Source organism: Flavobacterium sp. P3_A6 (genome assembly GCF_056403035.1).
In genome coordinates this window covers 14,602-31,839 of record NZ_JBFUGG010000003.1, presented here as the reverse complement: position 1 = coordinate 31,839, position 17,238 = coordinate 14,602, and the positions used below count along the sequence as shown (strand labels likewise).

Here is a 17,238-nt window from a genome sequence, read left to right as displayed (position 1 = left end):
TGTGATCTATTGACTAAAAAAAAATTAGAACCAAATCAAAACATTATGATAATTAAAAAATCACTGCTTTCTTTTCTAACCGTATTAATACTGTTGACTTTCGGCACAGCAAAAGCACAGCAAAAAATCACCATTGTTGCGGCCGCTAATCTGAAAATTGCTTTAGATTCTATTAATACAGTTTTCAAAAAAGAGAATCCCAATATAGATGCACAAATTACTTATGGTGCTTCGGGAAAATTATTTGAGCAGATTTCGAATGGCGCTCCTTTTGATTTGTTCTTTTCCGCCGATATGGATTATCCCAATCAATTGAAAAAAAAGAAACTGACCACTTCTGAAATTAAAATGTATGCGATAGGAAAACTGGCTATTTGGAGCAAAAAAACAGATCCTAATAAAAGAAAAATAAACAGCCTTTTGGATTCCAGCATTAACAAAATAGCCATTGGAAATCCAACAACTGCACCCTATGGTGAAAAAGCAATAGAAAGTTTGAAGTTCTACAAAATCTATGATAAAGTCAAAAGCAAACTCGTTTTTGGCGAAAACATTACACAAGCTGCTCAATTCGTCACTACTGGTGCCGCCGATATTGGCATCATCGCCTTGTCGCTTGTTCTTACACCCAATATGCAGAAAGAAGGCGGCAAATATTATATTATTCCTCAAAAAAGCCACTCCATTTTAGAGCAAGGTTGTGTACTTTTGAAACATGCGCAAGGAAATGCAAGTGCCGCTAAATTTTATAATTTTATATCTTCAAAAAAAGCAATCGCTATTTTGAAATATTATGGTTATGATACTAAAACAAAATGAATATACTAAACGGAATCATATCGGAAATTCAATCGCACGAAGGCATATCGCTTGTGAAAGTAAAATCGAACAATGTTGTTTTTTCTTCGATTGTTTTGGACACGCCGAAAACTGCCAGTTATCTAAAAATTGATAATGCGGTCAAAATTATTTTTAAAGAAACTGAAGTCATTGTTTCTAAAGATATAAACCCAAATATCAGCATTCAAAATCAGTTGCTTTGCCCTATTGAATCTATAAAAAAAGGAGTGATACTTTCCCAGATTAACTTGTCTTTCGGCGGTATTATTTTAAAATCTATCATCACAACTAATGCCTGCGAAAAATTAGATTTAAAGGAAAACGACAGCGTATTGGCATTAATAAAAACAAACGAAATAAGCTTATCTCCCAATGATTAATATGGAACCCTTATGGCTCACGGCAAAACTGGCTTTTATCACAACGCTGATTCTTTTGGCTGTTGCCATTCCGCTATGTTATTGGCTGACCTATAGCCGATTCCGGTTCAAAGCAGTTATTGAAGCCCTGATTAGTCTGCCTTTGGTTTTGCCTCCATCCGTTTTGGGATTTTATCTTTTGATTGCTTTTAGTCCCGAAAATGCTTTCGGAAAATTTTTATCCGATTATTTCGATTTGCGTTTGGTATTCACTTTCGAGGGATTAATTCTGGCATCTGTTTTATATAGTCTGCCTTTTATGGTGAATCCCATTTTATCTGGGCTGAAAAATTTGCCGGCCACTTTGCAGGAAGCTTCTTTTACATTAGGAAAATCAAGATTTACTACCATTACCAAAATTTTGCTGCCAAATATTCAAGCGTCATTGCTTACGGGAATTATCATGACTTTTGCTCATACCATAGGAGAATTTGGCGTAGTTTTAATGGTTGGCGGCAGTATTCCCGAAGAAACCAAAGTTGTTTCTATCGCTATTTATGAAGAAGTCGAATCGATGAATTATCATAATGCCAATGTGTATGCCGGAATATTGTTTACGTTCTCTTTTTCAATTTTGTTAGCCGTTCATTTAATCAATAATAAGTCCCGAAAAACAACTCTTTATTAATGATACAGCTTAGTGCTTATAAAATATTGCAGACAGCTGACGGCGAATTGCCTCTGGATATCTCATTGACTTTTGAAAAAGGACAATTTATCTCCATTTATGGAAATTCAGGAGCTGGAAAAACAACAATTCTCCGAATATTAGCCGGACTCACCCAGGCAGAAAGAGTACAGATTCAAGTTGGAAATAAAATCTGGGATGATTCTCAAAAAAAACAGCATTTGCCTGTTCAAAAACGTTCTATTGGATTTGTTTTTCAGGATTTTGCATTGTTCCCAAATTTAACCGTAAAAGAAAATTTAGAATTTGCCTTGACCAAAAACGATTCGGATGAAATTGTTTCGGAACTAATCGAACTGATGGAATTGCAATCGTTGCAAAACAGCAAAACACAGCATTTATCTGGCGGGCAAAAACAGCGTGTGGCTTTGGCGAGAGCGATTGTCCGTAAACCCGAAATACTTTTATTAGATGAACCGCTTTCGGCTTTGGACGATGATATGCGGTTTAAACTTCAGGATTATATCTTGAAAATTCATCAGAAATATCAATTAACCACGCTGATGATTAGCCATTCTATACCCGAAATCTTCAAGCTCTCCGATAAAGTTATTGTCGTTGACAAAGGAAAAATCATCAAAGAAGGAACTCCAAACACCGTATTTGCTGAGGAAAAAATAAGCAGTAAATTCAAACTGACTGGCGAAATAATCAGTATTACCAAAAGCGACATCATTTATGTCATACAAGTCTTTTCTGGAAACAACATTATAAAAGTGGTCGCCACCGAAGACGAAATCAAAGATTTTAAAATAGGACAAAAAGTATTAGTAGCTTCGAAGGCATTTAATCCAATTATTCAGGTTATTTCTTAAAAGCGTAAAATTCTAACAAATTACATTTCGTTTATAAGTAAAAATACGTATGTTTGCCAATATGTTTCTCAAAACATAGTCCTATGCCAGAAAACAAAAAATATTCCGTTAAAGTGAGACTTTGGATTGAAGAAACCGAAGGTCCATTTTTAGGTATTGGAAAAATTTGGCTGTTGGAAAATATTCAAAAAACAGGTTCTATCACTAATGCTGCCAAAGAAATGAAAATGGCTTACCGTCAGGCTTGGCAATTGGTCGAAGAAATGAATAAACGTGCCGAAAGCCCTTTGGTTGAAAAATTACTGGGAGGAAAAGGCGGTGGAGGAGCCCGATTAACTGAAGCTGGAGAAAAAGCCATTCAAACTTTTTATAAAATTGAAAAACGAATTAAAGATTTTGCTGAAAAAGAAACTCAAAATCTGAAGTTTTAAAAAAAATTTATCAATCACTATTCATTTTAAAACATACTGAATTTCATTAAACTTAAAAACAACTAAAACTAAATTACCAACCATCAGTATTCCTTATTAAACACACTGAAAATCTATTGCAATATGAAGCTAAAATTTCCATTATTTCTACTATTACTAAGCTTAAAAAGTTGGTCGCAAACGTCAACGGAAGACTCCAAAAAAAAACAAGATACTATCAAAAAACAAATTCTTAAAGAAGTAGTGGTAACCGCTTCCCGTACCAAAGAAACTATTTTACGCTCTCCTATCAGTATTGAACAATTAAAATCTGCCGATGCCAAAAACTACGGTTCACTTTCCAATTTTGATGCATTAGAGAATTTAAAAGAAGTACAAATTATCACCCCGAGTTTAGGTTTTAAAGTCATCAATACCAGAGGTTTTGCCAATACGACCAATGTTCGATTTGCCCAATTAATCGACGGTATCGACAATCAGGCACCGCATTTAGGCGCGCCAATTGCTAATGCCCTTGGAGCAAACGATCTTGATATCGACAAAATAGAAGTTATTCCAGGATCGGCAGCAGCTTTGTACGGAATGAACGCCATCAACGGATTGGCAAATATCCAAACCAAAAATCCATTCGAATATCAGGGAATGAGTATTCAACAATTAACGGGTGTCAATCATACTGGAAACATTGACCGATTCTCTCCCCAGCTTTTCTCGACAACTAATTTGCGTTATGCCAAAGCAATCAATTCGAAAATAGCTTTCAAAATAAACGGTTCAATTACTAATGGAACCGATTGGGTTGCTGATAACCGAACCGATTTGGCTCCAAACATCAATGCTTCGACCAATTTATACGGCGACAACAATCCCGCTTATGATGAAGTAAATGGATATGGAAATGAATCAGCCAACAGAAAAACACTGACTTTAAACGGAAAAAAATATGTAGTTTCCAGAACAGGCTACAGAGAAACTGACATTGCCGATTATAATATTAAAAATCGCAAATGGGATGGCGGTTTGTATTTTAGACCCAAAAAAGGACATGAATTAACAGTAACTTACAAAGGAGCATTGATCAATACAGTTTATCAGCGTTCGAATCGTTTTAGATTAGACGATTACAAACTAAGTCAATATGCGATTGATTACCATACCGATATTTTCATGGTCCGCGCTTATCTCACACACGAAAACACAGGCAACTCATACAATATGCGCTCTTTGGCAGAAAATATGGATCGAGCTTTCAAATCAGACGACAAATGGTTTTCCGATTATACTACTGCCTACAATAATGCGGTAACCCATGGATCAGCAGTTGCTGATGCTCACAAAATTGCGAGAACAACATCCGATCAGGGAAGATTTATTCCTGGTACTAATGCTTATGAACAAAAGAAAGAGGAACTGGTCAACATCAATAATTGGGATTATGGCGCTGCACTTCGCGTAAAATCGAGTCTCATTCATTCTGAAGGTTTATTGAACTGGGACAAAGTTTTTGCAGACTTTTTTAATAAAATGGGTGCACAGCTCTTAAGCGGATTTGATTACAGAACCTATATTATTGTTCCCGACGGAAATTACTTTATCAATCCGGTTAATAATGACGAAAACCTGACCTATGGAAAAACGGGAGGATTCACCCAATTGAGCAAAGATTTGTTTGATAAAAAATTACGGTTAAGTGCCGCAATCCGCGCAGACAAAGCCGATTATTTTGATGTGAAGTTTACACCAAGGATTACTGCGGTATATTCTCCAAAAGAAGAAATTAACTTTCGCGCTTCTTATCAAAGCGGTTACCGATTCCCGAGTATTTTTGAAGGTTTTTCTAACGTTAATAGTGGCGGAGTAAAAAGAGTGGGGGGATTGCGAATTATGTCTGATGGAATTTTCGAAAACTCTTATACCAAAGTTTCCATAGACAAATTCCAAGCCCAGGTAACCAGCGACATCAATACACTTGGGCTGACACAAGCGCAGGCTATTGACAAAAATAAAGGCACCATTCAAAAAAATCCATATACTTATTTACAGCCTGAATTTGTTCGTTCTTTTGAATTTGGTTTTAGAGGTGTTGCTCTAAAAAAGAGTTTGTTTATCGATGCCGACTTTTATTACAACCGTTATGAAAACTTCATTGCTCAGGTAGAAGCCAGTATTGCAAACACTACCGACCCAGTGCAAATACCAACAGCCCTTTATTCTAAAACTACACAAAGCCGTTACCGGTTGTGGACCAATTCCAAAAGCAAGATATATAATTATGGAAGCAGTTTAGGATTCAAATACCGTTACAGCAACATGTTCTCATTTTTAGGAAATGTGACTTATTCCAAATTAGACCGAACAGATGACAAAGATGGATTAGAAGATGGTTTTAACACTCCGGAATATATTGCAAACGGAACAGTCGTAGCCGAAAATGTATGGAAAAATCTTGGAGCAAGTGTTACTTATCGCCAGCAAAGCAAATACGACTATGTTTCATTTTTGGTTAGTGGTGCAGTGCCTGCATATTGGTCCATGGACGCACAAATCAATTACAATTTCGAGAAACCAGGAATTGTTGCCAAGCTTGGAGGAACCAATATTTTGAACAAACCCTACTACTCTATTTTGGGAGGGCCACAAATTGGAGCGCTTTATTACTTATCATTAACATGGAATATAGACAAAATTTAAAACAAAAACCAATCAATCAGCTCCAATCCAACAGCTAAAAAGCGTTATTTACACTAAAGTTAAAACTTTGGCCGCCTTTAACTTCAAATTAAAGAATATGTTTATTATTTTTACCCCATAATTACAAAAAACTATGGCTTCATCTTTTGATAAATTCCAAAAACGCAGGTTGCTTTCCTCTTATTTCTCGGTAGTTCTGAGTATCTTTTTAGTATTATTTCTTTTAGGAGTACTGGGCTTTTTTATTATAAATTCTAAAAAACTGGCAGACGATTTCAAAGAAGAAATTGCGATGACAGTATTTTTTAAGAATGAAGCTAATGACAGTATTGTAAAAGCTTTTGGCACAGAATTAAAAACTGCCCCTTTTGCAAAGTCATTTGCATATGTTTCCAAAGAAGCAGCCGCAAAACAGCATTCGGATATTATTGGTGAAGATTTCATGACGTTCTTGGGTGAAAATCCTTTGCAGAACTCTTATGATATTCACTTAAAAGCCAATTTTGTGGTTAGAGACAGTATTGCAAAAATAGAAGCCCGTTTGCGCAAAAATGCTATGGTTTCGGATATTGTTTATGACAAACAGCTGGTAAATCTAGTTAATGACAACATCAAAAAAGTGAGTATGTGGATATTAATCGCCAGCGGATTATTAACGGTTATCGCTGTATTATTAATCAACAGTTCATTGCGTTTGTCTATTTATTCTAACCGGTTTATCATTAAAACCATGCAGATGGTTGGTGCTACCAAGTCTTTCATTAGAAAGCCTTTTGTAATGCGCAGCATAAAACTGGGAATGATCGGAGCTGGCCTTGCTGTCCTCGCTTTATTAGCCCTGCTCATTTATCTTGCAAATACTTACCCAGGTTTAGGAATTCTGGATAACAAATTACTAATAGCCCTTGTCCTGGTTACCATATTTGGAATTGGCATTTTGATTACTTGGTTAAGCACTTATTTTGCGACACAGCGATTCCTGAATTTAAGAACTGACGATTTATACTAAATTAACAAAACACAGGAATGCGATTGCTTCATTCCTCTTAATGACAAAATGAAAAACGACGAACAAAATAAACACGAATTCCTTTTTGAAAAAGTAAATTATAAAATTCTATTAATTGGGATTGGCGTAATTGTATTAGGATTTATACTAATGTCTGGCGGTGGCAGCGATGATCCAAAAGTATTTAACGAATCTGTTTTTGATTTCCGAAGAATCCGCTTGGCGCCAACTACAGTTCTAATTGGTTTTGGAATCACTATTTATGCTATTCTTAAAAATTCTAAAAAAGCATAAATGAATACATTACAAGCTGTCATCCTTGCTATTATCGAGGGGATTACTGAGTTTTTGCCTGTTTCTTCTACAGGACACATGATTATCGCTTCATCTTTTTTTGGAATAGCACACGATGATTTCACCAAACTTTTTACTATTGTAATTCAATTGGGAGCCATCTTATCGGTTGTGATTTTATATTTTAAGCGTTTTTTTCAATCCTTTGATTTTTATTTCAAATTAGTAGTAGCGTTTATTCCTGCTGTTATTTTTGGTTTGCTTTTCAGCAAAAAAATTGACGCCTTACTTGAAAATCCAGTAACAGTTGCTGTTTCATTATTGATAGGCGGTATTATTTTATTAAAAGTAGATCAATGGTTCAATAACCCAAATACCTCCGAAACTTCACAAGAAATCACTTATCTGCAGGCTTTAAAAATTGGTTTGTTCCAATGTCTTGCCATGATACCTGGCGTTTCCAGAAGCGGTGCTTCGATTGTTGGGGGAATGTCACAAAAACTTTCACGGACTTCTGCTGCCGAATTCTCTTTCTTTCTGGCTGTTCCTACAATGCTGGGAGCTACGGTAAAAAAATGTTATGATTATTATAAAGACGGATTTGTATTATCTGACGATCAAATCAATTTACTGATTATTGGAAATATAGCAGCATTTATTGTTGCTCTTTTAGCCATCAAAAGTTTCATTGGTTATTTGACCAAAAACGGATTTAAGGTTTTTGGTTACTATCGTATTATCGCAGGAATTGTATTGCTGGCAATTCACTATTTTATCCATCCTCTGACCATAATTTAATGACAGCCGAAGATTTTTTAAACGGTCAGGTTCTCTTAATTGATAAGCCTCTGCATTTTACTTCTTTCCAAGCGGTAAATAAGCTCAAATATGCGTTAATCAATAAAGTAGGATTGCCAAAAAAATTCAAGATTGGGCATGCGGGCACCTTAGACCCATTAGCTTCTGGCCTTTTATTGGTTTGTACTGGAAAATTCACTAAGAGAATTTCTGAGTTACAAGGTCAAGCCAAAGAATATACAGGAACTTTTTATATTGGAGCGACAACTCCATCTTATGATTTGGAAACCGAAATTGATCAAACTTTCCCGATAGATCATATCAATGAGTCTTTAATTCACGAAACTGTAAAGCAGTTTTTAGGAGAAATTGATCAAAAACCACCTGTTTTTTCGGCCATAAAAAAAGATGGCGTACGCTTATACGAACACGCACGTGCTGGCGAAACGGTAGAAATAGCTTCGAGAAAAACCACTATTCATGAATTTGAAATCACCCGAATTGCACTTCCTGAAATTGATTTTAGAGTAGTCTGCAGCAAAGGCACTTACATTCGTTCCTTAGCTTTCGATTTTGGAAAAGCAATGAATTCAGGATCACACTTAACTGTTTTGAGGCGAACAAAAATTGGCGATTACAATGTAGAAGATGCAATAAATGTCAATTTATTCGAACAGAGCCTAATCCAAAAAATGTAATCCAAAAAAAACACATAACAAATACAAAATTGGATTTGAGATGTGTTTTTTATTAAAGCAGTGTTTTTACACCCTTTTTCAGCTTGCCTCCACTATTGATTAATAGTGAGTGGCGCTTTCATTTCCAAAGAGAAAATGAGAGAAATAGTCGTAAAACTTTTCAAATAGCTTTTTCATAACGATGTCTTTTAAATTGTTGAACAATATTTAAAACGCCAATAAAAAAAAGTAAATCAAAACAATAGACCTGGATAGCAAATACTAAATTACATTTTTTTTGTTACAAAAAAATAATTTTTCAAAAAACTTATCCTCATAAACAAACACATTCTTTTATAGAACACATCATGGCAGCAACTTCATTTTGCACAGACAATCCTTTATCATGCAAATACCATAACTGTAATTGCGCTTTGCCTTCCTCGTCAATTATTCCAAATTGTTCTTTATAATTCACAATTAAATCAGTAGCTCCTTTTGGTCTTGGACCCCAGTTACAGCACACTTTTCCAAATTCTCTGTCAATAACCAAAAGTTTTGGAATGGCTCTTCCTCCATTAGTAAGATATTGATTCATTAAATCATCATTCGAATCTCTGAAAATGATTTTTAATTTTATTTTATTCGATTCTAGAGCCATTTTATTCAATATTGGCAAAACTTGAGCAGCGTCGCCACACCAGCCTTCAGCAATAACTAACCAAATATATTCTTTTTTTAATGTTTTTAGTTTAGACTTGATTTCTTCGGTAACAACAATTGTTTTGTCCAAACGTTTCAGTCTTGTTTCGTTCAAAGCAGTATAATTTAATAATTCCGGAGATTGCTCATTTCCTGTTGATTTGCCTTCTGCCAGCAAATCACTCACAACTTTTTTATACTCTAAATAGGAATAACTGTTAAACAATGCTTTTGCTACCAAACTTTTCATTTATCTTTAATTTAATTCTCATCAAAAGAAATTTACATATTGTTATTGATTAGCTGGCAGTTTATTTCATCATTTTTTCGTGATTACTCTAAGTTGCCTCAACAACAATATGCTCATTTCATATACAAGTTTATCTGATACAAATTTAGGGATATGATTATATTTAAAATGTGATAAAAATCATCTCAGAACAAACAAAAAGCATAAATTTATTATATGAACAAAAACACAAAATCAATAGGCTTAATACTTTCTGGAGGAGGATCAAAAGGTATCGCTCATGCAGGCGTATTACAATTTCTGGAAGAAAAAAATATTCATCCCCTGCAGATTGCTGGTTCAAGTGCGGGCTCCATTGTTGCTGCCTTATATGGGAGCGGAAAATCTCCTGCAGCCATTTTGGAATTCTTTAAATCTATTTATTTTTTCCATTGGAAACATTTCACCTTTTCAAAAGCGGGTTTAATAGATTCCGAATCATTCAAAGAGTACTTTTATGACATTTTTAAAGAAACGACTTTGTCTGAACTCAAAATTCCTGTATATATCACAGCAACTGATATGATTAAGGGAAAGTCTAAAATATTTGGCCCGGAAACAAAAACGATAGATGCAATTTTGGCATCATCATCATTTCCCGGAATAATGTCTCCTTATGAGATTGATGGCCAATTATACAGCGACGGAGGAATACTTAATCATTTCCCAACTGATATTTTAAAAGAAAAATGTGAAACTTTAATTGGCGTTTATGTCAGCCCGATTCAAAAAATTGAAGCCGGTGATTTAAATTCAATCAAATCAGTAACGGCAAGAGCTTTTGATTTGCTTTCGGCAAATTCAAGTACGCAAAAGTTTGATCATTGCAATTGGCTCATTGAACCCGAAGCCTTATCTCAATATAGCACATTCGAAACCAGTAAAGCTAAAATGGAAGCTATATTTAATATCGGTTATGAATCTGCAAAAAAATCTTACGAGAAACTTAATTTAAATATTTAAGGAACACTATTTTCAAAAAAAACAGAATATGTCTATATTTGCACAAATTTCGTGAGATTGAACTCAATAACTGACGCAATTTACTTTCGACAAACGAAGGGAGACCTTAAAAAAACAAAACTGACTGATGAAATACAAAAGAATCCTTCTGAAATTAAGTGGTGAAGCTTTAATGGGTGATTTACAATATGGTATTGACCCAAAACGATTGGCCGAATATGCCGATGAAATCAAGCAAATTCATGCCAAAGGTGTAGAAATCGCTATCGTAATTGGAGGAGGAAACATTTTTAGAGGTGTGGCTGGAGCCAGCAAGGGAATGGACAGAGTACAAGGAGATTATATGGGAATGCTTGCTACTGTTATTAACGGAATGGCGCTGCAGGGAGCTCTTGAAGACAAAGGGATGAAAACCCGCCTGCAGACTGCATTAAAAATGGAATCCATTGCAGAGCCTTATATCAAAAGAAGAGCGGACCGCCACTTAGAAAAAGGAAGAATTGTAATTTTTGGAGCTGGAACCGGAAACCCATATTTCACGACTGATACCGCAGCTGTTTTGCGCGGCATCGAAATCAATGCTGATGTTATTTTGAAAGGAACCCGTGTTGACGGTGTTTATGACTGTGATCCTGAAAAAAATGCTTCTGCAGTGAAATTTGACTTCATCTCATTCGATGATGTATTGAAAAAAGGATTGAATGTAATGGATACCACAGCATTTACTTTAAGCCAGGAAAACAAATTGCCAATAGTTGTTTTTGACATGAACAAAGCAGGTAATCTATTGAAAATTTGTGACGGACATAATATAGGAACAGTAGTTAATATATAGTTAGCGGTAGGCAGTTTTTTTGATAGCAGTAGAGCAATCTGAAAACTGAAGTCTGAAATCTGAAATCTAAAAAAAAATGACTGAAGAAATTGAATTTATATTAGACAGCACAGAAGAATCAATGACAGGTTCGATTGAGCATTTAGAAAAAGCTTTTTTAAATATCCGCGCTGGAAAAGCATCACCAGCGATGTTGGGAAGTGTTTTTGTTGATTATTACGGGTCGGCATCACCGCTTTCCCAAGTTTCCAAAATCAGTGTGCCTGATGCCAGAACAATTACGCTGCAGCCTTTTGAAAAAAACATGCTGCATCCTATAGAAAAAGCAATTATGATTGCTAATCTTGGTTTCAATCCAATGAATAACGGCGACATGATTATCATCAGCGTTCCGCCTCTTACCGAAGACCGAAGACGCGAATTGGCAAAACAAGCCAAATCAGAAGCAGAAGACGCTAAAATCGGGATTAGAAATGCCCGAAAAGATGCTAATACTGATATCAAAAAATTAGAAAAAGAAGGAACTTCGGAAGACATTTGCAAAAACGCCGAAGAAGAAGTGCAAAACTTGACTAATTCTTATATTAAAAAAATTGATGAGCTTCTGGCAGTAAAAGAAGCTGAAATCATGAAAGTTTAATATTCAAACTAAAAATAAAAATCTGTCTCGTTCCAAATGAACTTGACAGATTTTTTTATAGTTATTTTTGTTGCAACAAAATGCATAAAAAAGCGTTTTGAATTAAACCGTTTATATGAAGCACTTTATTATTCTGTTCTTCTTTTTTACGTTTTCGCTTCAAGCACAATTTCAAATAACCGGAATTGTAAAAGATGCTTCAACCCAAAAAGCACTTCCTTTCGCCTCAATTACTTCAAATGATGGCTCCAGCACCATATCAGATGTGGATGGAAAGTTCCGTTTATTATCCAAAAACCAAATAACGGCAATAACGGTTTCCTATATTGGATATGTAAAAAAAAACATTACCGTAACAGACAGCCAGCTGTTTTACAAAGTAGCACTGCTTCAAAAAACAGATCATCTCAACGAAGTTATTGTTTCTAATGAAAACCCGGCATTGGCCATTATAAAAAAAGCCATTCAGAATAAAGAGCAAAACAATCCGCAGAAAAAACTAAAAAGCTTTGAATTTAAATCCTACAACAAACTAATTGTTACTGCCAATCCAGACTCCATAAATGGGACAATAGACTCAGTATTTGTAACCGATACTTATGGAACTTATCTAAAAAAACTAGATTCTACCGATTATAAATTCAAACAGCTCATCAAGAAACAGCATTTGTTTCAAACTGAAAAAGTGTCAAAATACCAATTTGACGGCAAGAGATTAAAAGAAACGATTTTAGGCACAAAAATGGCTGGATTCAAACAGCCAGTTTACGAAATCCTAACTTTCAACCTTCAGTCCTACTCCATATACGATCCAAAATACGAGCTTTTTGAAACCAAATACAACAGCCCGATTGACAATGACGCCCTAAAGGATTACAACTTCAAACTGTTGGACACTGTGGCTATAGATGGACGGAACACCTATATGATTTACTTTAAAAACAAGAAAGAAAAAAGAGCTGCGGGTCTGGAAGGAATCTTATATATCGATGAAATTAATTTTGCAGTTGCAAAAGCAATTATGCGCATCAAAGGCATACTCGACATTAGCGGGATTCATGAATTTCAGTTCATTCCGGAAAAATATTTGTGGTTTCCTACCTCCACAACGTTTAAAATTGTCAAAGGCACTAATGATGACGATATAAAAATATTGGGAGGGACAATTCAATTTGACGGCGATGTTGAAGAAGATTTAACGCCAAGAAAAAGAAATGAATCCGATTATATTTATCTTCTTTCCCAAACCACAAATTTCGACATTCAATACTCTACTCCTGTATTAATCAAAAAACCGATAGTTCAAGTCGAAATCAAAGAGAATGCCATAAACAAACCTGAAAGCTTTTGGACTGAATTCCGAAAAGACAGTTTGGATAGCCGCAGCGAGAAAACCTACCTATCTCTTGACAGCATTTCGATAAAAAAGAGAATTGAAAGCAGGCTAAATTTAGGGCGAAAAATTCTAACCGGTTACCTCCCTCTTGGATTTTGGGATTTCGATCTGCGGAAAATACTGAGCTATAACAATTATGAAGGTCTTCGGTTAGGTATTGGAGGCACAACAAATGATTATTTCTCAAAAAAATACCGCCTAGAAGGCTATTCAGCTTATGGACTGAGGGATTATAACTTCAAATACAATTTAGGAATCAGTGCCCGAGTGGATAAATTCTCTAACAGCTGGGTTGGCGTAAGCTATACCGATGATCTGCGGGACATTGCCAGTACCGACTATGCTGTTGAAAAAAAGGCATTCAAAATTTATGACCCGCGTTCGATAAATTTCAATACTTTTTACCGGTATGAGCGCTGGAAAATTGCTTTGGAAAGTAAAATTATTCCAAAAACAGAAAGTGTTTTGGCGCTGGCCAATACTTTTGTAACGCCTCAATTCGATTATACTTACGTCCTAAATGGCGCTTCATATCACACCTACACAATGACTACGGCAACACTTTCTTTAAAATGGAGTCCGTACAGTGATTATATGCAAACCCCAAACGGGAGAATTGAAGCCGAAAAACGGTTTCCAAAATTCACATTACAGCTAACGCAGTCCATTCCAAATGTTTGGAATAATGACTTTGTTTATACCAAAATTGATTTTAAAGCCGATTATCAAATCAAATATTTAAACGGTCAAAGAACTTATTTACTGCTCGAAGCTGGAAGCGCTTTTGGAGACATTCCCCTTCCTCAATTGTACAGTAACTCACCAAACAACCTTAACCAGGAAACGATTTTTAAGAGAATTACATTTGCCGGCAGAAACAGTTTTGAGACCATGTACTTCAATGAATTTTTTTCCAGCGAATTCCTGTCTTTTCAGTTCAAACACGGTTTTAACCGAATTCACATTTTCAATAAAATAAAACCCTCTCTCGATTTTGTGACCAGAATGGCTTGGGGCTCCATGAAAAATTCTGACAACCATATCGGAATCGATTTTAAGACCTTGAACAAAGGATTTTTTGAATCCGGTATCGAACTCAATAAAATCTTCAACGGATTGGGTCTCGGCGGCTATTACCGCTATGGACCAAATCATCTAAGTAACTTTAAAGACAATATTGCTATAAAACTGACTTTTATTTTGGATTTAAGTTTTTAAAAAGACTCCAACTTTTTTTCAAAATCATTAGAGTCTTTTTTATCAAAAATTAAGATTTAATAATCAGCACCGAAGGCGTATTATTGAGCCAAGTACTATGCGAATCGATAAGTTTTTTCCAGCTTTCTAAACTAATAATCATTAAATCCTGCTGTTCCAAAAATTCTTTTTTGATGGTTCTTTCCTGCATCATCATGATATGATTGGGCGCTATCTGTTCGATGGAACGGACAACTTCTTGAATTTCCCTGTTTTTTCTTGCTTCGCCCATAGAATCCAAAACTGTAATTTGAGAGCCGTTATTGTGTATCATTTTTTGAGCAAATTCCATCAGGAAACCGTCTTCTACAGAAAAAATGGGTATAAAAACCCGATTGATTTCTTCCAGTTCTTTATCGACAAGGATTCCAACAGGCATTTTGCTGTTAGCGATAATTTGTCTGGTTCTTTCATCAAAAGGAGAGTTTTCGAATAAACCTTCTTTCCCCGTAATTTTATCAATAAAACGGTCTGGATTGATAATCCGTGTTGTAAAACCTAGCACTTTTCCAAGTAATGTTCCTTCAAAAATAGATTGTCCCAAACCAACCAATAACAAATCATAATCACCATGATTAGCTGTTTCGGTAATATCAGAATCAATGTCATTGGACACTTTAAACAGCGTAACTATTTTTTGTCCCAAATTTTCAGACTCGGAAATAACCGGCAAAAAGACTTCCTTTTCATGATCCTTAACATCAAATGAGTGCAGTTCTGAACTCAATGACAAGTGCATTGCAGTCACGATGGTGTTTCCGCCTTGTTTTTTAACCAGGCTGTTAGCTACTTTTAGCAACAGTTTGCCCTTATCGGCAGTGGCAAAAGAAATAAGTATTTTATATTTGCTCTTATTGCTGATTTCTTCAGGAATAGCTGTCGGTTTATCTCTAAAAATATAATTGATTAAATCCAAAGCCGGCCCGGTCATAAAAGTTGTCACCAAAGCCATAATTACCATCATCGTAAAAATCTGGGTGGACAAAACACCTAAATCATACCCAATGTTCAGCACGACCAATTCCATTAAACCTCTTGTATTCATTAAGGTTCCAATAGACAAACTGTCTTTCCAGCTATGACCGACAAACTTTGCGGCAAGAGCACTTCCAAAAAATTTACCCGCCACGGCAACCATAATAATAACTCCCGTAATTTTCCATAAATGCGGATCATCAATCAATCCTATTTGGGTTCTCAACCCTGTAAAAACAAAAAACAAAGGAAGTAAAACGACTACTGAAACGTCTTCAATTTTTTCGATAAAAATAGAACGGAATTTATTGTTTTCCGGCATGATTGCCCCAGCCAGAAAAGCTCCGAACAAAGCATGAATCCCTATTAATTCTGTAACATAAGAAGACAGTAATAAAGTCAAAAAGAAAATAGCGACAACAGGCTTACTCAGACTTTCTCTTGTCGAATTCAAATCACCCACTTTTTTTAGAAAAGGACGAACAACTTTTAGCATCAGCATTACATATAATACAGCCAATACTATAACATACAGCGAACTGGTAAACGAACCCGCTTTTACAATAGCAATTACGGCTGCCAGAATACACCAGGCCGTAATATCATCGGCTGCGGCACAAGTGATTACGATTGCTCCTAATTTTGTTTTATGTATCCCGCGTTCCCGAACGATTCCAGCCAAAACCGGAAATGCAGTAATACTCATAGCAATTCCCAAGAACAGTCCAAAAGAAAGAAACTCAACCCCTTCCGGAGCAAAAGAATAATAAATAAAATAAGCCAAGCCCAAACCTAGAGCAAACGGAATTATAATACTGGCATGGCTGATTACTACGGCATCATGCGCTTTGTTTTTGAGCGCTTTCAAATCGAGTTCCATTCCTATTACAAACATGAAAAGGATTAACCCGATTTGACTCAAAAACTGAATATTTCCCAACGAATCCTTTGGGAACAGCATTGCCGAAAATTCCGGAAAATACATCCCGATTAAAGATGGCCCCAAAACAATACCGGCAATCATTTCGCCAATTACGGTTGGCTGTCCAATTTTTCTGGAAACCCAGCCAAAAAATCGGGCTACCAGAATTATAGTTACGATTTGTGCCAAAAGAATAGCCAAAGGATGCTGCAGATTTTGCGACATTGACGTTACGAAATCATTCCAATGCCCATTTTCTACATGGTGAGAAATAATATTTCGTCCCGATTCCAGCATTTTCCCTTTTAGGATAATCCAATAAATCAAAACAGAAAATCCGCCTATAATACTCAAATAGAAAAAAGAATTTTTAATATTCTTCATACGACACTCTTTTAAAATTAATTTAAATTTTCATGCAAATATGAGAACTGATTTTGGAGGTAAAAAATGAATTGCGATCTAATTTTGAGACGATGTAATAAGGCTGTAAAATTTTGTAATAAGTTATGCTTTTAGAAATATTATGCGATCCTTTGACCCAATATTGTCATGCAGACGAAGGAAGCATTGTAAAAGTTTGCAGATTATTGGCTG

16 protein-coding genes are annotated in these 17,238 nt (G+C 35.5%); 14 read left to right on the top strand and 2 right to left on the bottom strand.

All coding sequences use genetic code 11. From position 1 onward, the window contains the following. Nucleotides 1-45 precede the first annotated feature (45 nt). From modA to truB, 10 genes are all read left to right on the top strand, one after another. Entirely contained in the window at nt 46-819 is a 774-nt protein-coding gene (modA, locus tag AC1DVP_RS03630; protein ID WP_477182190.1) for a molybdate ABC transporter substrate-binding protein, read from the top strand. After that, a complete protein-coding gene (locus tag AC1DVP_RS03625) occupies nt 816-1,220 on the top strand; it encodes a TOBE domain-containing protein (RefSeq protein WP_477182189.1) in 405 nt (134 codons plus the stop codon). The genes modA and AC1DVP_RS03625 overlap by 4 nt, the downstream gene beginning before the upstream one ends. Next, nucleotides 1,213-1,887, top strand: a complete 675-nt coding sequence (gene modB, locus AC1DVP_RS03620) for a molybdate ABC transporter permease subunit (RefSeq protein WP_477182188.1) — start codon at nt 1,213-1,215, stop codon at nt 1,885-1,887. The genes AC1DVP_RS03625 and modB overlap by 8 nt, the downstream gene beginning before the upstream one ends. Next, the gene (locus AC1DVP_RS03615; protein WP_477182187.1) at nt 1,887-2,762 is read left to right on the top strand and encodes an ABC transporter ATP-binding protein; all 876 of its coding nucleotides are present in this window, start codon (nt 1,887-1,889) and stop codon (nt 2,760-2,762) included. The genes modB and AC1DVP_RS03615 overlap by 1 nt, the downstream gene beginning before the upstream one ends. Before the next feature lie 83 nt (nt 2,763-2,845). After that, complete coding sequence (locus AC1DVP_RS03610; RefSeq protein ID WP_477182186.1) at nt 2,846-3,193, top strand: winged helix-turn-helix domain-containing protein; 348 nt, start codon at nt 2,846-2,848, stop codon at nt 3,191-3,193. 123 nt (nt 3,194-3,316) lie between these two features. Beyond that, nucleotides 3,317-5,884 carry a TonB-dependent receptor gene (locus AC1DVP_RS03605; RefSeq protein ID WP_477182185.1) on the top strand — a complete coding sequence of 856 codons (2,568 nt, stop codon included), beginning with the start codon at nt 3,317-3,319 and terminating at the stop codon, nt 5,882-5,884. A 133-nt stretch (nt 5,885-6,017) separates the two neighbouring features. Then, nucleotides 6,018-6,893: a cell division protein FtsX gene (locus AC1DVP_RS03600; RefSeq protein WP_477182184.1), complete on the top strand. Its 876-nt coding sequence runs from the start codon at nt 6,018-6,020 to the stop codon at nt 6,891-6,893. A 48-nt stretch (nt 6,894-6,941) separates the two neighbouring features. Next, nucleotides 6,942-7,187 (top strand): DUF3098 domain-containing protein, encoded by a 246-nt coding sequence (locus AC1DVP_RS03595; RefSeq protein ID WP_477182183.1) that lies wholly within the window; start codon nt 6,942-6,944, stop codon nt 7,185-7,187. Beyond that, nucleotides 7,188-7,985, top strand: a complete 798-nt coding sequence (locus tag AC1DVP_RS03590; RefSeq protein WP_477182182.1) for an undecaprenyl-diphosphate phosphatase — start codon at nt 7,188-7,190, stop codon at nt 7,983-7,985. Then, a complete protein-coding gene (gene truB / locus AC1DVP_RS03585) occupies nt 7,985-8,683 on the top strand; it encodes a tRNA pseudouridine(55) synthase TruB (protein WP_477182181.1) in 699 nt (232 codons plus the stop codon). Before AC1DVP_RS03590 ends, truB begins: the two co-directional genes overlap by 1 nt. Nucleotides 8,684-8,996: 313 nt before the next feature. Here the strand turns inward: truB and AC1DVP_RS03580 are convergent, their stop codons facing one another. Beyond that, nucleotides 8,997-9,614, bottom strand: coding sequence for a thioredoxin family protein (locus AC1DVP_RS03580; RefSeq protein ID WP_477182180.1), 618 nt, complete (start codon nt 9,612-9,614; stop codon nt 8,997-8,999). A gap of 216 nt (nt 9,615-9,830) precedes the next feature. Between AC1DVP_RS03580 and AC1DVP_RS03575 the strand changes: the two genes are divergently transcribed. The 4 genes from AC1DVP_RS03575 to AC1DVP_RS03560 all read left to right on the top strand — a co-directional run bounded on the left by AC1DVP_RS03575 (nt 9,831) and on the right by AC1DVP_RS03560 (nt 14,705). Further along, nucleotides 9,831-10,616 carry a patatin-like phospholipase family protein gene (locus AC1DVP_RS03575; protein ID WP_477182179.1) on the top strand — a complete coding sequence of 262 codons (786 nt, stop codon included), beginning with the start codon at nt 9,831-9,833 and terminating at the stop codon, nt 10,614-10,616. A gap of 127 nt (nt 10,617-10,743) precedes the next feature. Continuing rightward, nucleotides 10,744-11,451, top strand: a complete 708-nt coding sequence (pyrH, locus tag AC1DVP_RS03570) for a UMP kinase (protein WP_477182178.1) — start codon at nt 10,744-10,746, stop codon at nt 11,449-11,451. A gap of 76 nt (nt 11,452-11,527) precedes the next feature. Next, nucleotides 11,528-12,091 (top strand): ribosome recycling factor, encoded by a 564-nt coding sequence (gene frr / locus AC1DVP_RS03565; protein WP_477182177.1) that lies wholly within the window; start codon nt 11,528-11,530, stop codon nt 12,089-12,091. Nucleotides 12,092-12,206: 115 nt separating this feature from the next. Next, entirely contained in the window at nt 12,207-14,705 is a 2,499-nt protein-coding gene (locus AC1DVP_RS03560) for a DUF5686 family protein (protein WP_477182176.1), read from the top strand. Between the two features lie 49 nt (nt 14,706-14,754). On the opposite strand, the gene AC1DVP_RS03555 is transcribed toward AC1DVP_RS03560, so the two are convergent. Beyond that, nucleotides 14,755-17,025 carry a cation:proton antiporter gene (locus AC1DVP_RS03555; RefSeq protein ID WP_477182175.1) on the bottom strand — a complete coding sequence of 757 codons (2,271 nt, stop codon included), beginning with the start codon at nt 17,023-17,025 and terminating at the stop codon, nt 14,755-14,757. Between the last annotated feature and the right edge of the window lie 213 nt (nt 17,026-17,238).

Bases quoted from the DNA above. Each gene is read 5' to 3' on its own strand.
- modA (WP_477182190.1), top strand. From the start codon at position 46: ATGATAATTAAAAAATCACTGCTTTCTTTTCTAACCGTATTAATACTG.
- frr (WP_477182177.1), top strand. From the start codon at position 11,528: ATGACTGAAGAAATTGAATTTATATTAGACAGCACAGAAGAATCAATG.
- pyrH (WP_477182178.1), top strand. From the start codon at position 10,744: ATGAAATACAAAAGAATCCTTCTGAAATTAAGTGGTGAAGCTTTAATG.
- AC1DVP_RS03560 (WP_477182176.1), top strand. From the start codon at position 12,207: ATGAAGCACTTTATTATTCTGTTCTTCTTTTTTACGTTTTCGCTTCAA.
- AC1DVP_RS03605 (WP_477182185.1), top strand. From the start codon at position 3,317: ATGAAGCTAAAATTTCCATTATTTCTACTATTACTAAGCTTAAAAAGT.
- AC1DVP_RS03580 (WP_477182180.1), bottom strand. From the start codon at position 9,614: ATGAAAAGTTTGGTAGCAAAAGCATTGTTTAACAGTTATTCCTATTTA.
- AC1DVP_RS03555 (WP_477182175.1), bottom strand. From the start codon at position 17,025: ATGAAGAATATTAAAAATTCTTTTTTCTATTTGAGTATTATAGGCGGA.
- truB (WP_477182181.1), top strand. From the start codon at position 7,985: ATGACAGCCGAAGATTTTTTAAACGGTCAGGTTCTCTTAATTGATAAG.
- AC1DVP_RS03590 (WP_477182182.1), top strand. From the start codon at position 7,188: ATGAATACATTACAAGCTGTCATCCTTGCTATTATCGAGGGGATTACT.
- AC1DVP_RS03595 (WP_477182183.1), top strand. From the start codon at position 6,942: ATGAAAAACGACGAACAAAATAAACACGAATTCCTTTTTGAAAAAGTA.
- modB (WP_477182188.1), top strand. From the start codon at position 1,213: ATGATTAATATGGAACCCTTATGGCTCACGGCAAAACTGGCTTTTATC.
- AC1DVP_RS03600 (WP_477182184.1), top strand. From the start codon at position 6,018: ATGGCTTCATCTTTTGATAAATTCCAAAAACGCAGGTTGCTTTCCTCT.
- AC1DVP_RS03615 (WP_477182187.1), top strand. From the start codon at position 1,887: ATGATACAGCTTAGTGCTTATAAAATATTGCAGACAGCTGACGGCGAA.
- AC1DVP_RS03625 (WP_477182189.1), top strand. From the start codon at position 816: ATGAATATACTAAACGGAATCATATCGGAAATTCAATCGCACGAAGGC.
- AC1DVP_RS03610 (WP_477182186.1), top strand. From the start codon at position 2,846: ATGCCAGAAAACAAAAAATATTCCGTTAAAGTGAGACTTTGGATTGAA.
- AC1DVP_RS03575 (WP_477182179.1), top strand. From the start codon at position 9,831: ATGAACAAAAACACAAAATCAATAGGCTTAATACTTTCTGGAGGAGGA.